6 protein-coding genes and 1 pseudogene are annotated in these 20,896 nt (G+C 70.3%); 4 read left to right on the top strand and 3 right to left on the bottom strand.

Annotated features, from left to right (window positions below; all coding sequences use genetic code 11):
- Window positions 1-8 precede the first annotated feature (8 nt).
- The 3 genes and pseudogenes from AB0D12_RS22830 to AB0D12_RS22820 form a co-directional block, all read right to left on the bottom strand.
- Complete coding sequence (locus AB0D12_RS22830; protein WP_362685799.1) at window positions 9-533, bottom strand: hypothetical protein; 525 nt, start codon at window positions 531-533, stop codon at window positions 9-11.
- 63 nt (window positions 534-596) lie between these two features.
- Window positions 597-1,043, bottom strand: a pseudogene (locus AB0D12_RS22825) (amidinotransferase); the annotation flags it as partial.
- A gap of 28 nt (window positions 1,044-1,071) precedes the next feature.
- On the bottom strand, window positions 1,072-2,019 hold the full coding sequence (locus AB0D12_RS22820; RefSeq protein WP_362685743.1) for a methionyl-tRNA formyltransferase: 948 nt from the start codon (window positions 2,017-2,019) through the stop codon (window positions 1,072-1,074).
- A gap of 250 nt (window positions 2,020-2,269) precedes the next feature.
- On the opposite strand from AB0D12_RS22820, the gene AB0D12_RS22815 reads away from it, so the two are divergent.
- The 4 genes from AB0D12_RS22815 to AB0D12_RS22800 all read left to right on the top strand — a co-directional run bounded on the left by AB0D12_RS22815 (window position 2,270) and on the right by AB0D12_RS22800 (window position 20,727).
- Window positions 2,270-3,622, top strand: a complete 1,353-nt coding sequence (locus AB0D12_RS22815) for a lysine N(6)-hydroxylase/L-ornithine N(5)-oxygenase family protein (RefSeq protein ID WP_362685741.1) — start codon at window positions 2,270-2,272, stop codon at window positions 3,620-3,622.
- A 92-nt stretch (window positions 3,623-3,714) separates the two neighbouring features.
- A complete protein-coding gene (locus AB0D12_RS22810; RefSeq protein ID WP_362685738.1) occupies window positions 3,715-4,752 on the top strand; it encodes an iron-siderophore ABC transporter substrate-binding protein in 1,038 nt (345 codons plus the stop codon).
- A gap of 232 nt (window positions 4,753-4,984) precedes the next feature.
- Window positions 4,985-20,521 (top strand): amino acid adenylation domain-containing protein, encoded by a 15,537-nt coding sequence (locus AB0D12_RS22805; RefSeq protein WP_362685735.1) that lies wholly within the window; start codon window positions 4,985-4,987, stop codon window positions 20,519-20,521.
- Window positions 20,518-20,727 carry an MbtH family protein gene (locus tag AB0D12_RS22800; RefSeq protein WP_362685732.1) on the top strand — a complete coding sequence of 70 codons (210 nt, stop codon included), beginning with the start codon at window positions 20,518-20,520 and terminating at the stop codon, window positions 20,725-20,727. Before AB0D12_RS22805 ends, AB0D12_RS22800 begins: the two co-directional genes overlap by 4 nt.
- The last annotated feature ends 169 nt before the right edge of the window (window positions 20,728-20,896 follow it).

Genomic DNA, 20,896 nt, shown 5'->3' with positions numbered 1-20,896 from the left:
CGGAGTGATCACCCGAGCCCGCCCGAAGGGCCTGTGGGGCACAGGCACTGCTCGCCGCTGCCTGCTTCTGCCCTCGTCGGCGCGGGTCGCCGAGTCGGCCGTGACCTCGTCGCCGCCCGGAGGGCCGCAGCCGGTTCCCACGAGCGAGCGGCCGGAGAACTGACCCGAGGGCTGAGCTGCCGGGGGCCGCAGGTCCATGCTGCCGACACAGGCGCTTGCCCTGCCCTCCCGCGGCGAAGGCAGGCGCCTTCGGGCAGTTGTGGGTGGTGACGTAGCCGCCTCTTGAACGGAAGTAGTCGACCGCAGGCATTTCCTCGCCCTCCTCGGTGCGTATGCGGTGATGGCGAGGCCGTGGTGCGGCTGATGTGGGCGTCGGCTCCGGCGACGATCACCACTTCGTCGTCCTCGCGGTAGAAGATGCGGCCCGGGGTGCCGCTGTATCGGCCTTCGGAGACAGTGGCGGCCAGGAATTCGAGGCGCTTGCCGATGTGGTGGGTGTCGGCGCTCGGGCCGGCGTGGGACCGGGCGCGCACGAGGCGTACGAGGCCTTCGGCGGGCAGGTTCCAGTCGATGCGGCTGTCCTCGACGGACCGCAACTCCTGGGCCTCGGTGTGCGAGCGCGGGTCGCTGCGGAAGCCGGTGCCCGCCAGCAGCCAGTTGTCTGTGACGAGGTAGTCCCCCTCGCCCTCGTTGACGTAGCGGGCGGTGCGCAGGGATCTGAATCCGTGGTCGCGCAGTCAGTCGTGGTAGGCCGGGGCCTCGCCGGTGCGCTCGGCGTTGCGGAAGCGCGCCACGAGGGCCCGTCCGTCAATGACGGTGGCGCCGTTGGCGGCGAAGGCCATGTCGGGCAGGCCGGGCAGCGGGTCGATCGTCTCGACGGTGTGGCCGAGGCTCAGGTAAACCTCGCGCAACTGTTCCCGCTGGGTGATGGCCAGTTGGGTGTCGACGGGCTTCTTCGGGTCCATCCAAGGGTTGATGGAGTAGACCACGTCGAAGTGGGTGGGCCGGCACATGAGGTAGTGGCGCGGCCGTGCCGTACGCACTTTATGCATGGGTGTTGATCCCCTGGTCTCAAGGACGGCTGGTGAGGTAGCCACCCATGGAGCGGAAGTAGTCGGTCGCGGGAATCTCCTCGCCGTCCTCGGTGCGTATGCGGGTGATGGCGAGGCCGTGGTTGCGGCCGTTGCGGGCGTCGGCTCCGGCGACGATCACCACGCCGTCGCCCTCGCGGTAGAAGATGCGGCCGGGCGTGCCGCCGTAGCGTCCTTCGGACACGACCGCCGCCAGGATCTCGAGGCGCTTGCCCTTGTGGTAGGTGAAGGCGCTCGGATACGGAGCCGACTGGGCGCGCACCAGACGTTCGAGGTCTTCGGCCGGCCAGCTCCAGTCGATGCGGATGTCCTCGGCGGACCGCTTGTGGAAGAAGCTGGCCTGAGACCGGTCCTGCTTGGTGAACTCGGTCTCGCCGGCGGCGATGCGGCCGAGTGCGCCGACCGTGACCGGGGCGATGAGGTCGACCGTCTTGTGGAACAGGTCGGTGGCCGTGTCCGTCGGCTCGACCGCCACGGCGCGCTGAACCACGATGTCGCCGGCGTCGAGCTCCTCGTCCATCATGTGCGCGGTGACGCCCACTTCACGCTCGCCGTTGATCAGAGCCCAGATCAGCGGGGAGAAGCCCGCGTACTTGGGCAGCTGCGAGTCGTGCACGTTCAGCGTGCCGTGGCGGGGGAGGTCGAAGATGCGCGGAGGGATCCACGTCCGCCAGTTGTTCGCCACGATGATGTCGGGGGCGGACTCCTTGAGGGCGGCGAACAGCTCCTCGTCGTCAGGGCGGTTGCGGATCAGTACGGGAACGCCGTGCTGTTCGGCGAGGTCGGCGACGGAGTCGCTCCAGATCTTCTCGTATGCGTGCTCACTCTTGGGGTGCGTCACGACCGTCACCACGTCGTGCTCGGAGTCCAGGAGAGCTTGCAGGGTGCGGTGCCCCCAGGTCTGATAACCGAACATGACGACCCGCATGGGGTTCCTCCTCAGTGTGGCGATGGACCGGCGCATAAGTAAAGCAAGCCTTACCTAAGCGCGCAACGAGGCAAGATTTTGGGCTGTGTTTGCATCCATGACCCACCGCTTGTCCGTTTTGCCCCGTCGACAGGCCTGCCAGATGAGGTTAGCTTTACCTAAGTTCCGCTCGGCCGCCGCTCCTCGGTGTGCCCTGCTCCCGCTTTCCCCAAACGCCTGACAAGCGGCTGCCCCGCACGATGGGAGTGACATGTCACAGGCTCTTCCTGACGACGCACCACCGATCCACGACCTCATAGGAATCGGCTTCGGGCCGTCCAATGTGGCCATGGCGATAGCGCTCAGCGAGCACAACGCACGCGTCGGCAGGCAGGAGGCGGTCACTGCTCACTTCTTCGAGCGGCAACCGCGCTTCGGCTGGCACCGCGGCATGCTGATCGACGACGCGACCATGCAAGTGTCCTTCCTCAAGGACCTGGTGACGCTTCGGAATCCGTCGAGTGAGTTCAGCTTCCTGTGCTACCTGCAGAGCAAGGGGCGGCTGGTCGACTTCGTCAACGGCAAGAGCCTCTTCCCGCTGCGGGTTGAGTTCCACGACTACTTCGAGTGGGCCGCGGCCCAGGTGGACGACATGGTGTCCTATGGGCACGAGGTCGTCGCCGTGCGGCCCGTCGTACGCGACGGAGTGGTGGAGTACGTCGATGTGACGGCCCGGTCGGGGTCGGAGGTGGTGGTCCACCGGGCACGCAACCTCGTGATCGGCACGGGTCTGCGGCCGCAGATGCCTCAGGGCGTCGACCGGACGGACCGGATCTGGCACAACTCCGACCTGCTGGCACGGGTGGATGGCCTGGATGACGCCCAGCCGTCCCGCTTCATCGTGGTCGGGGCCGGGCAGAGCGCCGCGGAGAACGTGGCCTTCCTGCACCGCCGTTTCCCCGAGGCGGAGGTCTGCGCCGTCTTCTCCCGTTATGGCTACAGCCCCGCCGACGACAGCAGCTTCGCCAACCGGATCTTCGACCCCGAAGCGGTCGACGAGTACTTCACGGCCCCTGACGAGATCAAGCACAAGCTGATGAACTACCACGGCAACACCAACTACGCCGTGGTGGACATCGACCTGATCGACGACCTGTACCGCCAGGCGTATCAGGAGAAGGTCCTGGGCACCGAGCGCCTTCGGTTCCTCAACGTGTCCCGGCTCACCGACGTCGTCGAGACCCCGGACAAGGTCCGTACGACGGTCGAGTCGCTGGTCACCGGAGAGAAGACTCCACTGGACGCCGATGTGGTGGTCTACGCCACCGGCTACCGGCCCGCCGACGCCCTCGGGCTCCTGGGCGAGGTCGGGGAGCACTGCCACCGTGACGACGACGGACGCGTCCGCGTCGAGCGCGACTACCGCGTCGCGACCGATGCCGAACTGCGGTGCGGAATCTACCTGCAGGGCGGCACCGAGCACACGCATGGCATCACGTCGTCCCTGCTGTCGAACACCGCGATCAGGGTGGGCGAGATCCTGGAGTCGATCGTGGACCGGAGCCAGGAGCCCGCCTCCGGCCAGGCCCGGCAGACGGCCGACGAGATCGGCACCCCCCTCTAGTCCAGCCTCCCCCCACAGTCGAGCCTGCCCGGTGGCCGAATCGTGCCGGGCGGGTGTGGCACGCCCTGTGAAACCCCGTGAAAGGAAACACCGTGTCCACTGGTACACGCCCCGCGCTGACGAGGATCGTCAGAAACATCCCCCGCGTGGCCGTCGCCGCTGTCGCCGCGTTCGCCCTGACCGCCTGTGGGGGCGGGGCCGAGAAGACCGAGTCCAAGCCGTCCGAGGGGGCGAGCGCCAAGTCCGCGGCATTCCCGGTCACCATCGAGCACAAGTACGGCAGCACGACCATCGATGCGGAGCCGAAGAAGGTCGTCACCCTCGGCCTGTCCGACCAGGACGCGGTGCTGGCGCTCGGGGTCAAGCCGGTCGGTTCGGTCGACTGGTTCAAGGAGAAGCCGTACGGCAAGTGGCCGTGGGCCAAGGAGCTGTGGGGTTCCACGCCGCCGCAGATCGTGGGTGAGCGTGATGAGTACAACATGGAGAAGATCGCGGCGCTCAAGCCGGATCTGATCGTCGCTCAGTACTCCGGCATGAAGAAGGAGCAGTACGAGACGCTGTCCAAGATCGCCAAGGTGGTCGCCCAGCCCAAGGGCCACGAGGACTACCAGGCGCCATGGCAGGACATGACCAAGCAGATCGGCAAGGCGCTGGGCAAGGACGCCGAGACCGAGAAGCTGATCGCCGGCATCGACGCGCGCTTCAAGGCCGTCCGCGACAAGCACCCCGAGTGGAAGGGCAAGACGGTCACCGTCGGCGAGCCCTACGAGCCGGGCAAGTTCTCCGCGTTCTCGCCCAAGGACCCGAAGGTCATCTTCCTGTCCGAGATGGGCTTCACCACGTCCGAGACGTACCGCAAGGCGCTGGGCAAGGAGAACATCGCGGACCTCAGCTCGGAGCGCCTCGACGTCATGGAGGCCGACCGGACGGTGTGGCTGGGCACCCCTGAGACGGAGAAGGCCATGAAGGCCGATCCGCTCTACAAGAAGACCAAGGTCCACCAGGAGAAGCGGGACCTGTTCCTGCCGTACGACAGCCCGGACATCGGCGCCGCGCTGTCCTTCAACACCGTGCTGAGCATCCCGTACGCCATTGACCAGGTTGTGCCGATGCTTGAGGCCATCAAGTAGAAGCGGAGAGCGCAGCTCCTTCCTGTGCGGCGACCTCTCACGGTCGCGCCTGCCCGGTGGCCGTCCCCGCAGGGCGGGCGTGACGCGCACGGTGCCGGAAGTGCCGTACGCCATCGACGTGATCGTGCCGCTTCTGGCTGACGCCAAGTAACTACTCATCACTGACGCACAACCAGGGAAAGGCCCTTCGACGATGTTTGACGCCGAGTCGGACCGGACATCCGCTGCCGGGATGCCCGTCACTGGTGGGCAATCCGGCATCTGGCTTGCCCAGCAGATCGAGCCGGACAGCTCGGCCTACAACATCTCGTTCGTCCTGGAACTGCGCGGCGACATCGACATCGACCGCCTGGCCGCCTCGGTGCAGCACGCCGTCGAGGAGGCCGAGTCCCTGCACGTGAGCGTCAGTGCCGAGGACGGGGAACCACGCCAGACGCCCATGCGGTTCCCCGTCGACGTCCCCACTGTCGACCTGCGGCACGAACCGGATCCCGAAGGCGCTGCCGCGGAGTGGACGGAAGCAGACCGCGACCGGCCCGCCGACCTCGAGCGCGGTCCGCTGTTCGCCCAGGCACTGCTCCGGCTCGCCGACGACCGCGTCCTCTGGTACCAGCGCTACCACCACATCGTCATCGATGGCACAGGCATCGCTTTGATCACCAACCGGGCCGGTGAGCTCTACACCGCCGGTGAGGCGGCCGGTGACACCGAATGGGCGCTGTCCCGGCTGGTGGACTCCGACCGGGCGTACCGTGCGTCCGAGCAGTACCAGACGGATCGCGCGTACTGGCTGAGCCGACTGGCCGACCGGCCGGAGCCCGTACGCCTTGTCGAGCGCGCGTCGGCGCAGATGACGCGGCGCCTGCGGCGCACGGCGGAGCTGTCACCACAGGACACCGCCCGGCTGCGGGTCGCCGCGGCGGGCGCGGGCAGTCGCCTGTCCCGCCTGCTGGTGGCGGCCGTGGCCGTCTACCTTCACCGTGCCACCGGCGAGCAGGACCTGGTGCTCGGCCTGCCGGTCACCGCCCGGCAAGGCGCCGAGTCGGGGGATGTCCCCGGCATGGTGTCCAATGTGCTCCCGCTGCGTGTCGCCGTCCGCGGGGGCATGACCGGCTCCGAGCTCGTGGAGGCGGTGCGATGCGCGATCGCCCGGACGGTCGAGCACGGCCGCTACCGTGCCGAGGACCTGGCGAGGGACCTGGGGCTGGTCGACGGCGTACCGGAACTCGTCGGCCCCACGGTCAACATCCTGCCCGGCGGCGAGGGGCTGCGCTTCGGCGATCACGAGGCCGACCTCAAGCCCGGTTGGCTCGGCCCGGTCAGCGACCTGGCGGTCACCGTCGACGAGTCCCGGGCGGGCGAGAGCATCCGTATCCACTTCGACGCGGACGCGGACGTGTGCGACCGGCGGACGCTGGACGACCACAAGCGCCGCTTCCTCATGCTGCTGGATGCCCTTGTCGAGGGAATGGACCGCCCCATCGGCCACATCGAGCTGACGTCCGGTGCGGAGCGGGCCCAGCTGCTCGACGCGTTCGGAGCCGCGCCACGCGAGGTGCCCGAACTGTCCTGGCCCGCCGCGTTCGAGCGGCAGGTGCGCCGTTCGCCGGATGCCGTCGCGCTCGTGTACGAGGACCGGGAACTGTCCTACGCCGAGCTCAACGCCGCCGCGAACCGCCTCGCCCGCCTCCTGATCGCCCGGGGCGTGCGCGAGGAGCACGTCGTCGCCGTGGCCGTGCCCCGCTCGCCCGAGCTGGTGGTCTCACTGCTGGCGGTGATGAAGGCGGGAGCGGCATATCTGCCGCTGGACGCCGACCACCCCCAGGACCGGATTGCCTACATGCTGTCCGACGCCGGCGCGCGGACCGTCGTTACCATGCGCGAGCCGGCCGGCGAACTCCCGGAGGCACCCGGCGTCGAGCACGTCCTGCTCGACGACCCGTCCGTGGCCGCCGAATACGCCGCGTTGGACGACTCGGACCCCGGCCTGCCGATCGCCCTGGACCAGGCCGCGTACGTCATCTACACGTCGGGCTCCACCGGCCGCCCGAAGGGCGTTGTGGTCTCGCACGACGGGGTCGGCAGCCTGGTCGCCACCGCCACGGACCGAATCGGTATCGACGCGGACAGCCGCGTCGTGCAGTTCGCCTCGGTCGGCTTCGATGTGACGGTCTGGGACCTGATCATGTCGCTGTGCGTCGGCGGTCGGATCATCATCGTCCCCACCGAGCGTCGGGTCGCCGGGCCCGCCCTGACGGATTACATCGAGGAGCACCTGGCCACCCACATGATCCTGCCGCCGTCGCTCGTCTCGGCGCTGCCGCAGGACTGTGAGCTGCCCGAGGGCGCGGTGCTCGTGGTCGGCACCGAGGCGGTGCCGAGCGAGCTGATCGCCCGCTGGGGCGGGCGGCTGCGGGTCGTCGTCGCCTACGGCCTGACAGAGGCGACGGTCAACTCGACGCTGTGGCTCGCCGAGCCGGACTGGCAGGGCCCGGCACCGATCGGCCGACCCGACCCCAATACGCGTGCCTACGTGCTCGATTCGGCGCTGCGTCCGGTTCCTGTGGGTGTCGAGGGCGAGTTGTACGTCGGCGGGCGCGGCCTGGCCCGCGGCTACCTGGGCAGGCACGGGCTGACCTCGGAGCGGTTTGTCGCCGACCCGTTCGGGCCGTCGGGTGCGCGGATGTACCGCACGGGCGACCGGGTGCGCTGGAGTGCCGACGGCAACCTGGAGTTCCTCGGCCGCGCGGACGGACAGCTCAAGGTCCGCGGTCACAGGATCGAGCCGGGCGAGATCGAGAGCGCGTTCATGGCCTGCCCGGGTATCGCCCAGGCCGCCGTCCTCGTACGGGAGGACCACCGGGGTGTGAAGCGCCTCGTCGCCTATCTGGTGGGTGACGGCGGCGCGGATGCCGACGCTTCCGTTGCGGCGGCGCGGGTACAGGCGGCGGAGGCGCTGCCGGACTACATGGTGCCGTCGGCCCTCGTCGTACTGGACGGACCTCTGCCGCTCACGCCCAACGGAAAGCTCGACACCCGGGCGCTGCCCGAGCCGCAGTGGACGGCGATGACCGGTGACGCCAAGCCGACGACGCCGGCCGAGGCGGCTCTCGCCGCGCTGTTCGCCGAGCTCCTCGACCTTCCGTCGGTGGGCGTCCACGACAGCTTCTTCGAACTCGGCGGAGACAGCATCGTCGCCATCCAGCTGGTCTCCCGCGCCCGTGCCGGCGGACTGGCGATCACCCCGCGCGACGTGTTCCGGCACCGTACGGTGGCGGCCCTCGCGCGCATCACTGACGGTGCGGACACGCCGCCACGTGATTCCGGTGCGGTGCCCGAGCCGTTCTCCCTGGTCCCGCTGACCGATGCCGAGCGTGCCGAGTTCGAATCCGCCGTCCCGGATCTCCTCGACGTCGTACCGGCCACTCCGCTGCAGGAAGGCTTCTTCTTCCATGCCGCCGTCGACGAGGGCGGGTCGGACGGCTACGCCGTGCAGGACACCCTCGAACTCGCCGGTGACGTGGACGCCGAGGCCCTGCGGGCAGCCACGCAGCGGCTGCTCGACCGCCATCCACTGCTGCGGGCCGCCTTCCGCCAGCGCTCGGACGGTCAGATCGTGCAGCTCATCGGCGAGCGTGTCGAGCTGCCGTGGCGCTACGCCGACCTGTCGGAACTCGACGCGGCAGAGCAGTCCACGGCCGCCGACGAGGTCACGACGGCGGAGCGGGCGGAGCGATTCGACCTCGGAGTCCCGCCGCTGATGCGGGCCGCGCTGATCCGGCTCAGCGCTGAGCGGTCCCTGCTGGTGCTGACCATGCATCACATCGTCGTGGACGGCTGGTCGGTTTCGCTCATCATGCGTGAACTACTGGACGGCTACCGCCCCGGCGCCTCGGCTGAACCGTCCGCGCCGGTCACGTCGATGGCGACCTACCGGGCGTACGCGGGGTGGCTCGCCGGCCGTGACCGGGAGCCGGCGCTCGGCGCGTGGCGCGACGCGTTGGCGGGCCTCGACGCCCCGGCCGGGCTGCCCGTCCGTGCCGGGGACGCGAGCCCTGCCGAGGCAGGCGGGATCACCCTTGAGCTCTCCGCGGAGGCCACGACGGCGCTCACGGCTCGGGCCCGGCAGCTCGGGCTGACCCTGAGCACCATCGTGCAGGGCGGGTTCGGCCTGGTGCTCGGTGATGTGGTCGGCTCCCAGGACCTGGTCTTCGGGTCCACGGTCTCCGGACGGCAGGCCGCCGTCGAGGGCATCGAAGAGCTGGTCGGCCTGCTGATCAACACCGTGCCCACCCGGCTGCGGTGGCGTCCGGAGCAACCGGTCGCCGAGCTCCTGGCGGGGTTCCAGGACGCCCAGGCCGACCTGCTGGACCACCAGCACCTCGGACTCGCGGGCATCCAGCGGGCCGTCGGCCGGGGCGAACTGTTCGACGCGCTGGTCGTGGTGGAGAACGTGCCCGAGGCGGGCGAGCCGACCGATCCGGCGGGCCAGGTCCGCATCGTCGGATCGCACATCCGCGACGCGGTGCACTACCCGCTCGCGCTCACCGTGCTCCCCGGTGAGCGACTTGAGCTGCGGCTCGAACACGACCCCTCCCGGTTGGACGCCACGGCTGCAGAGCGGTTCGTCACCCGGCTGCGGGCGCTGCTCGACCAGGTGATCGCCGACCCCCGGCTCCCGGTCGCGCAGTTGGCCGCGCAGTCGGCCGAAGAGCGGCGGAGCACGCTCGACCGCCTGACCGGAGCGGAACACGCGTTGCCCACCGGCACGGTGCACGGAGCATTCGCCGAGCAGGTCCGCCGCACCCCTGACGCGACCGCTCTGAACCACGACGGCGAGCGGACGACCTATGGCCAACTGGACGAGCGGGCCGAGGCACTGGCCCACCGGCTGTCGGCCCAAGGCGTGGGCCCCGAGTCCATCGTGGCCGTCGCTGTTCCCCGCTCGGCCGAGACGCTGGTCGCCCTGCTCGGTGTGCTCAAGGCGGGTGCGGCCTATCTGCCGGTCGACGTCGACTACCCGGCCGACCGGGTTCGCTACATGCTCGCCGACTCCGGGGCACGAACGGTCGTCGCCACCGAGGAGTCCTGGGCGCGCCTGCCCGAACTGGCAGACGTGACACGGGTCCTCCTCGGCGAGGGCCACGACGGGGCAGCTGATCCGGCTCCCGCCGCGCGCGGCACCGTACTCGTCCATCCGGACAACGCCGCGTATCTGATGTACACCTCGGGGTCGACCGGTCGGCCCAAGGGCGTTGTGGTGACGCATCGAGCGGTCGTCGGCCAGTTGGCCTGGACGGCCGAGCAGTTCGGATTCGGTCCGGGCGAGCGAGTGCTGCACCAGTACTCGACCAGCTTCGACCCGTCGGTGCAGGAGATCTTCGCTCCGCTGCTGACTGGTGGGACCGTCGTGATCGCCAGGCCGGACGGCCACCGCAATCCGGCGTATCTTGCCGAGCTCATCCGCCGCGAGCAGGTCACCAACGTCGATCTGGTGCCGTCCCTGTACGGCGCGCTGCTCGCGGAGGAAGAAGCCGGTCAGTGGTGGGCGAGCCTGCGCAGGGCGTTCAGCGGGGGAGAGGCGCTGCCGGTTCCGCTCGCGCGGCGCTGGCGGGAGCGCACCGGGGTGCCCCTGTTCAACGTGTACGGGCCGACTGAGGCCGTCATCCAGGTGACCAGCTGGGATTCGGGCTCCGAAGCGGGTGAGCAGGGCACCGTACCCATCGGGCGTCCGGTGTGGAACACCCGGCTCTACGTACTCGACCGGTACCTCCGCCCCGTTGCGGAGGGGGAGTCCGGCGAGCTCTACATCGCGGGCGCGCAACTGGCCCGCGGTTACCACGGACGCACCGCGCTGAGCGCGGAGCGCTTCGTCGCCGATCCGTACGGCGGGCCGGGGGAGCGGATGTACCGCACCGGAGACATGGTCCAGTTCAGTGGAGACGGTGTGCTCACCTACCTCGGGCGCACCGACCACCAGGTCAAGATCAGGGGAAACCGGGTGGAACTCGGGGAAATCGAGGCACGGTTGCGCGATGAGCCGGCCATCGGTGACGTGGTGGTCGTGGCCCGGGAAGACGACCGTGGAGTCAAGCGGCTGGTGGCCTACCTGGTCCCCGCTACCGGAGCGGCTCTGGATGTCGCCGCCGTACGGAGCACGCTCAGCGGTTCGCTGCCCGCGCCCATGGTTCCCAGCCACTTCGTGGAACTCGACGCGCTGCCGTTGACCCCGGGCGGGAAGATCGACCACAAGGCCCTTCCCGCCCCCGAGGTCCGGAGCAGGCGGCAGGGACGTACGGCGCGCGAGGGCTGCGAGCGGCAGCTCTGCGCGATCTTCGCCGACGTGCTCGGGATCGACGGGGTCGACGCGGACGAGGACTTCTTCGTGCTCGGCGGGGACAGCATCCTGTCCATGTCGGTCTCCGGCCGCGCCCGCAAGGCCGGCCTGGCGATCAGCCCGCGCGACGTATTCGAACACCGCACGCCGGCCGCGCTGGCGGCCACCGTCGTCGGCACGCAGGAGGCCGCGGCACCCGCGGTCGTTGCCGATTCCGACGGTGTGGGCGACGTGTCGCTGCTGCCCATCGTCCACCAGCTCCGCGAGGACGGCGGAACGGTCAACCGCTTCAACCTGTCGATGCTGCTCCAGGCACCCGCCGCAGCCGACACCGACTCTCTGACGCGGGTCCTGCAAGCGATCCTGGACCACCACGACGGTCTGCGGCTCACGCTCTCCCGCATGGATCTGGGTCCGGCGATTCCCGCGCTGTGGTCGGCCCGGACGCTTGCCGTGGGTTCGGTGGACGCGGCTGCGCTGCTGCGGCGCGTCGATGTACGTGACCTCGACGACGTCGGACTCCGCACGGTGATCGCCGACGAGTCCGACGGTGCGGCCTCCCGGCTCGATCCTGATGGTGGCACCATGCTGCAGGCGGTCTGGCTCGACGCCGGCGGCGACCGGCCGGGCCGACTGCTGCTCGTCGTCCACCACCTGGCGATCGACGGCGTGTCCTGGCGTGTGCTGCTCGGCGACCTCGCCGCCGCGTGGGACGCCGTCTCGCAGGGGGAGCGGCCTGTCCTGGAGCCGGTGCCCTCGTCACTGCGGCGGTTCGCACGGGACGTCGCCGAGCAGGCGACCTCACCGCAGCGGCAGGCCGAACTGCCGTACTGGGCAAAGACCCTGGCGCCGGGAGCCGAACTGGTCGCCGGTGCCACCCGTACCGGAACAGCCGGTTCGGCGCGGGAACACGTCGTGTCCCTGTCCGCCGAGGACACCCAGGCGCTGCTCACGGCGGTACCCGCCACAGCCGGAGCCGATGTCACCGAAGTCCTGCTCACCGCACTGCGCCTCGCAGTGTCGCGCTGGCGCGGCGAGCGGGACGGCGAGCAGGACGGCGACCTGCTGGTGGATCTCGAACGGCACGGACGCGACGGGGCCGACATGGACCTGTCGCGCACCGTGGGCTGGTTCACCAGCCTGCATCCCGTACGGCTCCCCGCCGCCGACGGCGCACTTGACGTGCTCAAGTTGGTCAAGGAGTCCGTGCGGTCGGCACCGGATTCGGGCGCTGGGTACGGCATGCTGCGCTACCTCAACCCGCAGCTCGCGCCCGTCTTCACCCAACTGTCCAGCGCCCAGGTGCTGTTCAACTACTTCGGCCGGCTCCCCGCCGAGCAGATCCGTGACTGGGCGCCCGCGGCCGAGACCGACGCACTGTCCGTGGAACCCGACGCCGACCTGGCCATGCCGTACCCGCTTCAGGTCAACGCGGTGTGCGCCGATACCCCCCACGGCCCCGAGCTGCGCGCCACCTGGACCTGGCCGGCGGGCGACGCGCTGACCGAGGAGGACGTACAGGCGCTCGGCCGCGAGTGGGCGGTGGCACTGTGCGAACTCATCGCGCAGGCGTCGCAGTCCGGCCCGGCGGCACGGGCTCTCACGCCGTCGGACGTGCCGCTGGTCCAGCTCACCCAGGCCGACATCGACCTGGTCGAGCGCGTCAGCCCGGTGACCGTCGCCGACATCTGGCCGCTGTCACCGCTGCAGGAAGGCATCCACTTCCACGCCAGCTACGACACCTCCGCGCTGGACGTCTACACCGCGCAGGACACCTTCGACTTCGACCACCGCCTTGACGCCGAGCGGCTCCGCACGGCCTGCGCGACGCTGCTGCGCAGGCACCCGAGCCTGTGCGCCGGTATCACCAGTGACGGCCTGCCCGGTCCCGTGCAGTTCGTCTCTTCCGCGGCCGACGTGCCGGTGCCACTGACCGAGGTGGATCTGACCGGCCTGAGCGAGCAGCAGCGGCAGGTACGCCTCGCCGAGATCGCCGAGGCCGGCCGACGGGAGCGGTTCGACCTGGCCGCGCCCCCGCTGTTCCGGCTCAAGCTGATCCGGCTCACCGAGAACACCGACCGTCTGATGCTCAGCCACCACCTGGTGGCCTGGGACGGCTGGTCGCAGTCCGTGTTCCTCGACGAACTGCTGGGGCTCTACGCCGCGGCGGGCGACGACACCGCGCTGCCCGTACCCGGCAGCTACCGTGACTATCTGAGCTGGCTCGCCGAGCAGGACTTCGACGCGGCCCGTGAAACGTGGCGCCACGCCCTGGCCGGACTCGACGAGCCCACGCTGGTGGCGCGGAACCGAGGGGACGAGCCGACGATCCCGCGGCGGCGTACCTTCGATCTCTCCCCGGAGCTCAGTGACCGCCTGCGGGCATCCGCCCGTGAGCACGGACTGACGATCAACACGGTGTTGTCCGCCGCGTGGGCGCTCGTCCTGTCCGCGACCGTGGGCCGTGACGACGTGGTATTCGGTGCCACGGTCGCCGGACGGCCTGCGGACGTGTCCGGTGTGGACACGGCGATCGGCATGTTCCTCAACACGGTGCCCCTGCGGGTCACGTTCGACCCCGACGAGCCGGTAGCGGATCTGCTGCGCCGTATGCAGTCCGAGCGGGTCGCGCTGATGGACCACGAGTACCTCGGCCTGGCCGAGCTGCAGCGGGCCGGCGGCCACAACACCCTCTTCGACACCCTGTACGTACTCCAGAACTTCGCCGACGAAGGCGCGTTCCGGCAACTGACCGAGCGTCACGGCATCACCGGCGTGGGCAGCGTGGACGCCACCCACTACCCCATGACCCTGATCGTCAACCCGGCCGAGGTCGTTCAGGCGAAGCTGGAGTACCGCCCGGACCTGGTCGACGACGAGCAGGCCGCAGCCACGCTGGAGCGCTTCGGCACGCTCGTGGAACGCCTGATCGGCGATCTGTCGGCGCGCGTCGGTTCCCTGGACCTGCTGCTGACCAGCGAGCGGGAAGCCCTCGCCGCCGAGTGGGCGGACAGCCGTGACTCCGTGCCGAACGAGACCGTCGCCGACATGCTCGCGGCACAGGTCGCCCGTACCCCGGACGCCGTGGCGCTGGTGTTCGGCGAGCGCGCACTCACCTACGTGGAGCTGGACGCGCAGATCAACCGGCTCGCCCGGCTGCTGCTCGCCCGTGGCGCGGGACCCGAGCAGGCGGTGGCACTGGCGCTGCCGCGCTCGATCGGGATGGTCGTGGCGCTGTTCGCCGTGCTGCGCACCGGCGCCGCCTACCTGCCCCTCGACCTCGACCACCCCGCCGACCGCCTGCGCCTGATGGTCGAGGACACCGGGCCCCTGTGCCTGCTGTCCACGACGGCGGTCGCCCCGACGCTGCGAGGGGAGGAGACAGCCCTCGCCCCCGAACTCCTGCTGGACGACCCGGGTGTGGCCGCAGAGCTCGCCGGTCTCCCGTCAGGGGAGGTCACGGACGCCGAGCGGCCCGCGTTCGCGCACGGTGTGGAGAACCGGCTGGAGTACCCCGCCTACGTCATCTACACCTCCGGCTCGACCGGCAAGCCCAAGGGCGTCGTCACCCCGTACCGCGGGTTGACGAACATGCAGCTCAATCACCAGAAGGAAATCTTCGACCCGGCGATCGCCTCGGCGGGTGGACGACGGCTGCGCATCGCACACACCGTCTCCTTCGCCTTCGACATGTCCTGGGAGGAGCTGCTCTGGCTCGTCGAGGGGCACGAGGTCCATGTCTGCGACGAGGAGCTGCGCCGCGACGCCGAAGCCCTTGTGGCGTACTGCGACGAGCACCGCGTCGACGTGGTCAACGTGACGCCCACCTATGCCCAGCTGCTGATCGAGGAGGGCCTGCTCGACCAGGACGAGTCCGCAGGCAAGCACCGGCCCGCACTCGTCCTGCTCGGCGGCGAGGCCGTGTCCGACACGGTGTGGACGCGACTGCGCCGCACCGAGGGCACGTACGGCTACAACCTGTACGGGCCGACCGAGTACACGATCAACACGCTCGGCGGTTCCACCACGGACAGCCCGACTCCGACGGTCGGTATGCCCATCCGTAACACCCGGGCCCATGTGCTCGACGCGATGCTGCGCCCCGTCCCGCCGGGCTGCCCCGGCGAGCTGTACATCGCTGGAACCGGCCTCGCCCGTGGCTACCACAACCGGCCCGGCCTGACGGCGGAGCGGTTCGTCGTCGACCCGTTCGGTGCCCCCGGCGAGCGGATGTACCGCACCGGCGACCTCGTCCGGCAGCGCCCGGACGGCCTCATCGACTTCCTCGGCCGTACCGACGACCAGGTCAAGATCCGCGGATACCGGATCGAACTGGGCGAGATCTCCTCGGTCCTGTCCGCGCACCCCGAGGTCGCGCACGCCGCGGTCGTCGTGGCGGAGACCGCCGGGACGAAGCGCCTGGTCGGCTATGTCGTACTCGAGGAGGGTGAAGCACAGGATGGCGCGCTGCTCCAGCGGCTGCGCGAGCACCTGAAGGCCGGCCTGCCCGACTACATGCTCCCCGCCGCGCTGGTGGCGGTGGAGACACTTCCGCTGACCGTCAACGGCAAGCTCGATGTCAAGGCCCTGCCCGCCCCGGACTTCGCAGGGCCGAGCACCAGCCGCCCGCCCAGGTCGCCGCAGGAGGAGACGCTCTGCGCGCTCTTCGCCGAAGTCCTCGGACTCGCCGAGGGCAGCGTAGGAATCGACAGCAACTTCTTCGAGCTCGGCGGCCACTCGCTGCTGGCCACCAGGCTGATCAGCCGCGCCCGCACCGCGCTGAAGGCGGAGCTGGCGATCCGCGACCTGTTCGAGGCGCCTACCGTCGCCGAGCTGGTGGAGCGTGCGACCGGCTCGCCCACCGCCGACCGACCGACGCTGACGGCCGGCGAGCGGCCCGCCGAGCTTCCGCTGTCCCACGCCCAGCAGCGGCTGTGGGTCATCCAGCAGATCGAGTGCACCTCGGCCGCCTATAACTTCCCGCTGGTGATGCGGCTGCGCGGCACCCTCGATGTGGACGCGTGGCGGGCGGCGCTGGCCGATGTGACGGTACGTCACGAAGCGCTGCGCACGGTTTTCGCCGAGCGCGACGGCCAGGCGTTCCAGCGCGTTCTGCCCATCGGGCAGGCGCACCCGGTGGTGGAGTGCGTCCGCGCCGGCGAGGACGAGGTGGCCGGCATCGTCGACGCCGCCATCAACCGTCCGTTCGATCTCGCCGCAGAGCTGCCGCTGCGGGCGACCATCGTCGAGGTGGCGCCCGAGGACCACGTCGTGGTCCTGTTGCTGCACCACATCACCACCGACGAGTGGTCGGACCGGCCCTTCCTGCGCGACCTGGCCACCGCCTACGCCGCCCGCCGGTCCGGCTCGGCGCCGGAGTGGGAGCCGCTGCCCGTTCAGTACGCCGACTACGCGCTGTGGCAGCAGCGGCTGCTCGGTGACCAGGCCGACCAGCAGAGCCTGGCCGCCCGCCAGCTGGAGTACTGGCGTACGACGCTTCAGGGGGCTCCCGAGGAGATCGAGTTGCCGGCCGACCGGCCCCGGCCCGCCCGGCCGGCCTTCTCCGGAGCCGAGCTCGACATCGACTTCGACACCGCGGTCTACCAGGGGCTGAAGCGGCTGTCCCGGGAGAGCGGCGCCAGCATGTTCATGGTGGTGCACGCGGCAGTCGCCGCGCTGCTCCACCGCATGGGCGCCGGTACGGACGTCCCCCTCGGCTCGCCCATCGCCGGGCGGAGTGACGAGGCGCTCGACGATCTGGTCGGCTTCTTCGTCAACACACTCGTACTGCGGACCGACCTCAGCGGCGATCCGAGCTTCACCGAACTGTTGGCGCGGGTCCGCGACACCGACCTGGCCGCGTTCTCCCACGCGGACGTGCCGTTCGAGTCCGTCGTCGAGAAGCTGAACCCGACGCGCTCGCTCGCCCGCAACCCGCTGTTCCAGGTGATGGTCGGTTACCACAACCGCACGGGCGACGAGCTGGAGCTGCCCGGGCTCGGTGTGGAGTACGTGCCGTTCCGGATCAAGTCGGCCAAGTTCGACCTCGTGTTCAGCTTCAGCGAGCAGGTCGGCGCCGGCGGGGACGAGGGCGCGCTCAGCTGCCGCCTGGAGTTCGCCACCGAGCTGTTCGACCAGGAGACCGCCGAGCGGCTCGGCGACCGCCTGAGGCGACTGGTCACGGCGGTGGTCACCGAACCGGAAGCCCCGGTCTCCCGGGCGGATGTACTCGCTGCCGACGAGCGGCAGCTGGTCCTGGAAGGCTTCAACGCCACCGAGCGGGTGGTCGACGAGTCCTCGCTGCCGGCCCTGTTCGCCCAGCGACTTGCCGAGCGGCCCGACGCTGTTGCCGTCGTAGAGCGGTCCAGGTCGGTGAGCTACGCACAGCTGGACGCCCGATCCAACCGGATCGCACGGCTGCTGGCCGCGCGCGGGGTGGGCGCCGAGAGCGTGGTCGGCGTGGCCATGCCCCGGTCGGCCGACATGGTCGCGACCGTGCTCGCCGCGCTCAAGCTCGGCGCAGCCTTCCTGCCGCTCGATCTGGTCCACCCGGCCGACCGGCTGGCCTACATGATCGAGGACTCCAGGGCCGCCCTCGTCGTCGGCACCGAGCAGGTGGCAGGGAAGATCCCCGAAGTGGCGGGCGTACCGACGGTGCTGCTCGACGCACCGCAGGCCACGGCTGAACTCGACCGGCCGGCAGAGTCCGAGGTGGATGGTCTGCCGGTGAGCCTGGACCAGGCCGCGTACGTGATCTACACGTCCGGTTCGACCGGCCGGCCCAAGGGCGTGGTCGTCCCGCACGAAGGCATCTCCAGTCTGGTCGCCACCGCGGTCGACCGGATGGGCCTGGAACGCGACAGCCGCGTACTGCAGTTCGCCTCGATCGGCTTCGACGTCTTCGTGTTCGAACTGTCGATGGCGCTGTGCCACGGCGGCCGGCTCGTGCTCATATCCGACGAGGCACGCGTCGCCGGACCGGCGCTCACCGACTTCCTCGCGGACCAGCGGATCACCCACATGATTCTTCCGCCGTCCCTCGTGTCGGCGCTGCCGGCGGGCTGCGAGCTGCCCGAAGGGTCGACCATCCTGGTGGGCACCGAGACCGTGCCGCCGGACCTGTTCGACCGCTTCGGCGCCACGGCGAATCTGATCTGCGCGTACGGGCTCACCGAGGCGACGGTCAACTCCACGCTGTGGCCCGCCCGGCAGGCTGGGGGTTCCCCCAGCCGAAGGCCAGGGGGAGGACGGCCCACCGGGCGCGTGCCGATCGGCCGGCCGGACCCCAACACGGTCTGCTACGTGCTGGACGCCAGCCTGCGCCCGGTCCCACAGGGCGTGGTGGGCGAGCTGTACGTGTCCGGACGCGGGCTCGCCCGCGGCTACCTCGGCAAGTCCGCACTGACCTCCGAGCGGTTCGTCGCCGACCCGTTCGGCCCGCCCGGCAGCCGGATGTACCGCACCGGTGACCGCGCCCGCTGGCGCACCGACGGCAACATCGACTTCCTCGGCCGGGTCGACAACCAGGTGAAGATCCGCGGTTTCCGCATCGAGCTCGGCGAGATCGAGGCGGCGCTCGCCGGCCACCCGGCGGTCAGCCAGGCCGCCGTGGTGCCCGACCGTGTGGGCGACATCGTGCGTCTTGTGGCCTACGCCGTCCCGGAGAGCGGCCCCCAGAGCGGGGAGCTCGACCCGCAGGCGCTGCGTACGCACGTCGCCGGGCTGTTGCCCGAGTACATGGTGCCCGCCCTTGTGGTGCCGCTGGACGGCCCGCTGCCGCTGACCCCCAACGGCAAGCTGGACCGGAAGGCGCTGCCCGCACCGGACTGGTCCGGGATGACCGGTGACGCCCGCCCGGCCACCGAAACGCAGGCCCGCCTGGCCGAGCTGTTCGGCGAGATCCTGAAGCTGGAAGACGTGGGTATCCACGACAACTTCTTCGCGCTGGGCGGCCATTCGATGGCCTCGATGCGGCTGCTCGGCCGGATCAGCTCCGAGTTCGGGGTCGAACTGAGCATCCGGGACGTCTTCGACGCGCTGACCGTCGCCGGTATCTCCGCCAAGCTCGAGGGAGCGTCGGCCGCCCGGCCGCCGCTGCGCCCGGTCGAGCACGTGGAGGGTGCTCCGCTGCCGGTCGCCCCCGTACAGCGGTGGCAGTGGTCGTCATACCGACGGCACTCCGGCTTCGACCACGCACTTGTGCTGCGCTCGCCCGGAGGGCTGGAAGCCGACGCGCTCGCGGCCGCGCTTGGCGACGTGGTGGCACGGCACGAGCCGCTGCGCACCGTCTTCACCGAACGGGACGGAGCCGTTCACCAGCAGGCCGCGCAGCCCCCGGCCCTGGAGCGGGAGCAGTGCGTCGACCTGGACGCACGGCTCGCCGAACTCGCCGCGCAGGCCCCGGACCTGTCGCAGGAACCCCCCCTGCGGGTCCGGCTGCTCACCGGCTCGGACGGCACGCAGGCGGTACTGCTGACCATGCACTACCTCGCCGTGGACGAATGGTCCGTGGTGCCCCTGTTCCGCGACCTCACCACGGCGTACCAGGCCAGGACGGTCGGCCGGGAGCCCGGGTGGGAGCCACTGCCGGTCACATACGCCGACTACACCCACTGGGCACACGAGGTGCTCGGCGATCTCGCCGACCCCGACAGCCTGGGCGGGCGGCAGCTCGCGTACTGGCGGCAGACGCTGAAGGACCTACCGCGGGAGCTGGCGCTGCCGACGGACCGGCCGCGTCCGGCCGCACCCGGCCTGCCCGGCAGTGGTGGTGACTACGTCGGATTCGTGCTCGACGAGCACCTCCACGCCGACGTGGACAAGCTCGCCCGGGCGACCGGCACCAGCATGTTCATGGTCCTGCACTCGGCGCTGTCGGCACTGCTCACCGCCCACGGTGCGGGCACCGACCTGCCCATCGGCACCATGGTCGCCGGCCGCGCCGACGACCAACTGGCCGACCTGGTCGGCTGCTTCTTCAACACCGTGGTGCTGCGCACCGACACCGCGGGGGACCCGACCTTCACGGAGCTGCTGACCCGGGTGCGGGAGACGACGCTCGGCGCCCTGGACCGGCAGGACGTGCCGTTCGACGAGGTCGTACGGGTGACCGGACTGCCCCCGGAGGGACCGCAGGTCATGGTGATCCACCATGAGCAGGCCGACCTCGACGAACTCGAGGGCGGCATGGGCTCGTTCCACGCCGTGCCCACCGGCTCGGCGAAGGCGGAGCTGACGCTCAGCTTCTACGAGCCGCGCGGCGACGGGCCCGTGCACTGCGAGCTGATCCACGCCACCGAGCTGCTCGGCCGCGCCAAGGCGCGCCGACTCGCCGACGAACTTCAGGTGCTGCTGCGGAAGGTGGCAGCCGACCCGGAACAGCCGCTCTCGGAGCTGTTCACCGTAATGTCCATGAGGAGTGAGAACGCATGACCACCAACCCGTTCGAGGACCCGCAGGGCCGCTTCAAGGTCCTGACCAACGACGAGAAACAGCACTCGCTGTGGCCGTCCTTCGCCGAGGTGCCGGCGGGGTGGCGGACCGTCTTCGGTGAGGACACCCGGGACGCCTGCCTCGCCTACGTGGAGGCCAACTGGACCGATTTGCGGCCCACGAGCCTGATCGCGCAGCAGGGCTGACCCTCCTGGAACCACGTCGCCGCCTGCGGTGAGGACGTCTCCTCACCGCAGGCGGCGACGCGCGTTTCACCCACCCGACGGTGTTGGCCGTGCTCGGATCTTGGGCGCCTGCGGCGAAATCTCCCCCACGCCGCTCCTTCCCGAACCGGGGCTCCGCCCCAGACCCCGC

This window comes from Streptomyces sp. NPDC048479 (assembly GCF_040651435.1).
Taxonomy (GTDB): Bacteria; Actinomycetota; Actinomycetes; order Streptomycetales; family Streptomycetaceae; genus Streptomyces.
Note: the sequence above shows the minus strand (reverse complement) of the source record. Positions and strands in the feature narration are given on the sequence as shown.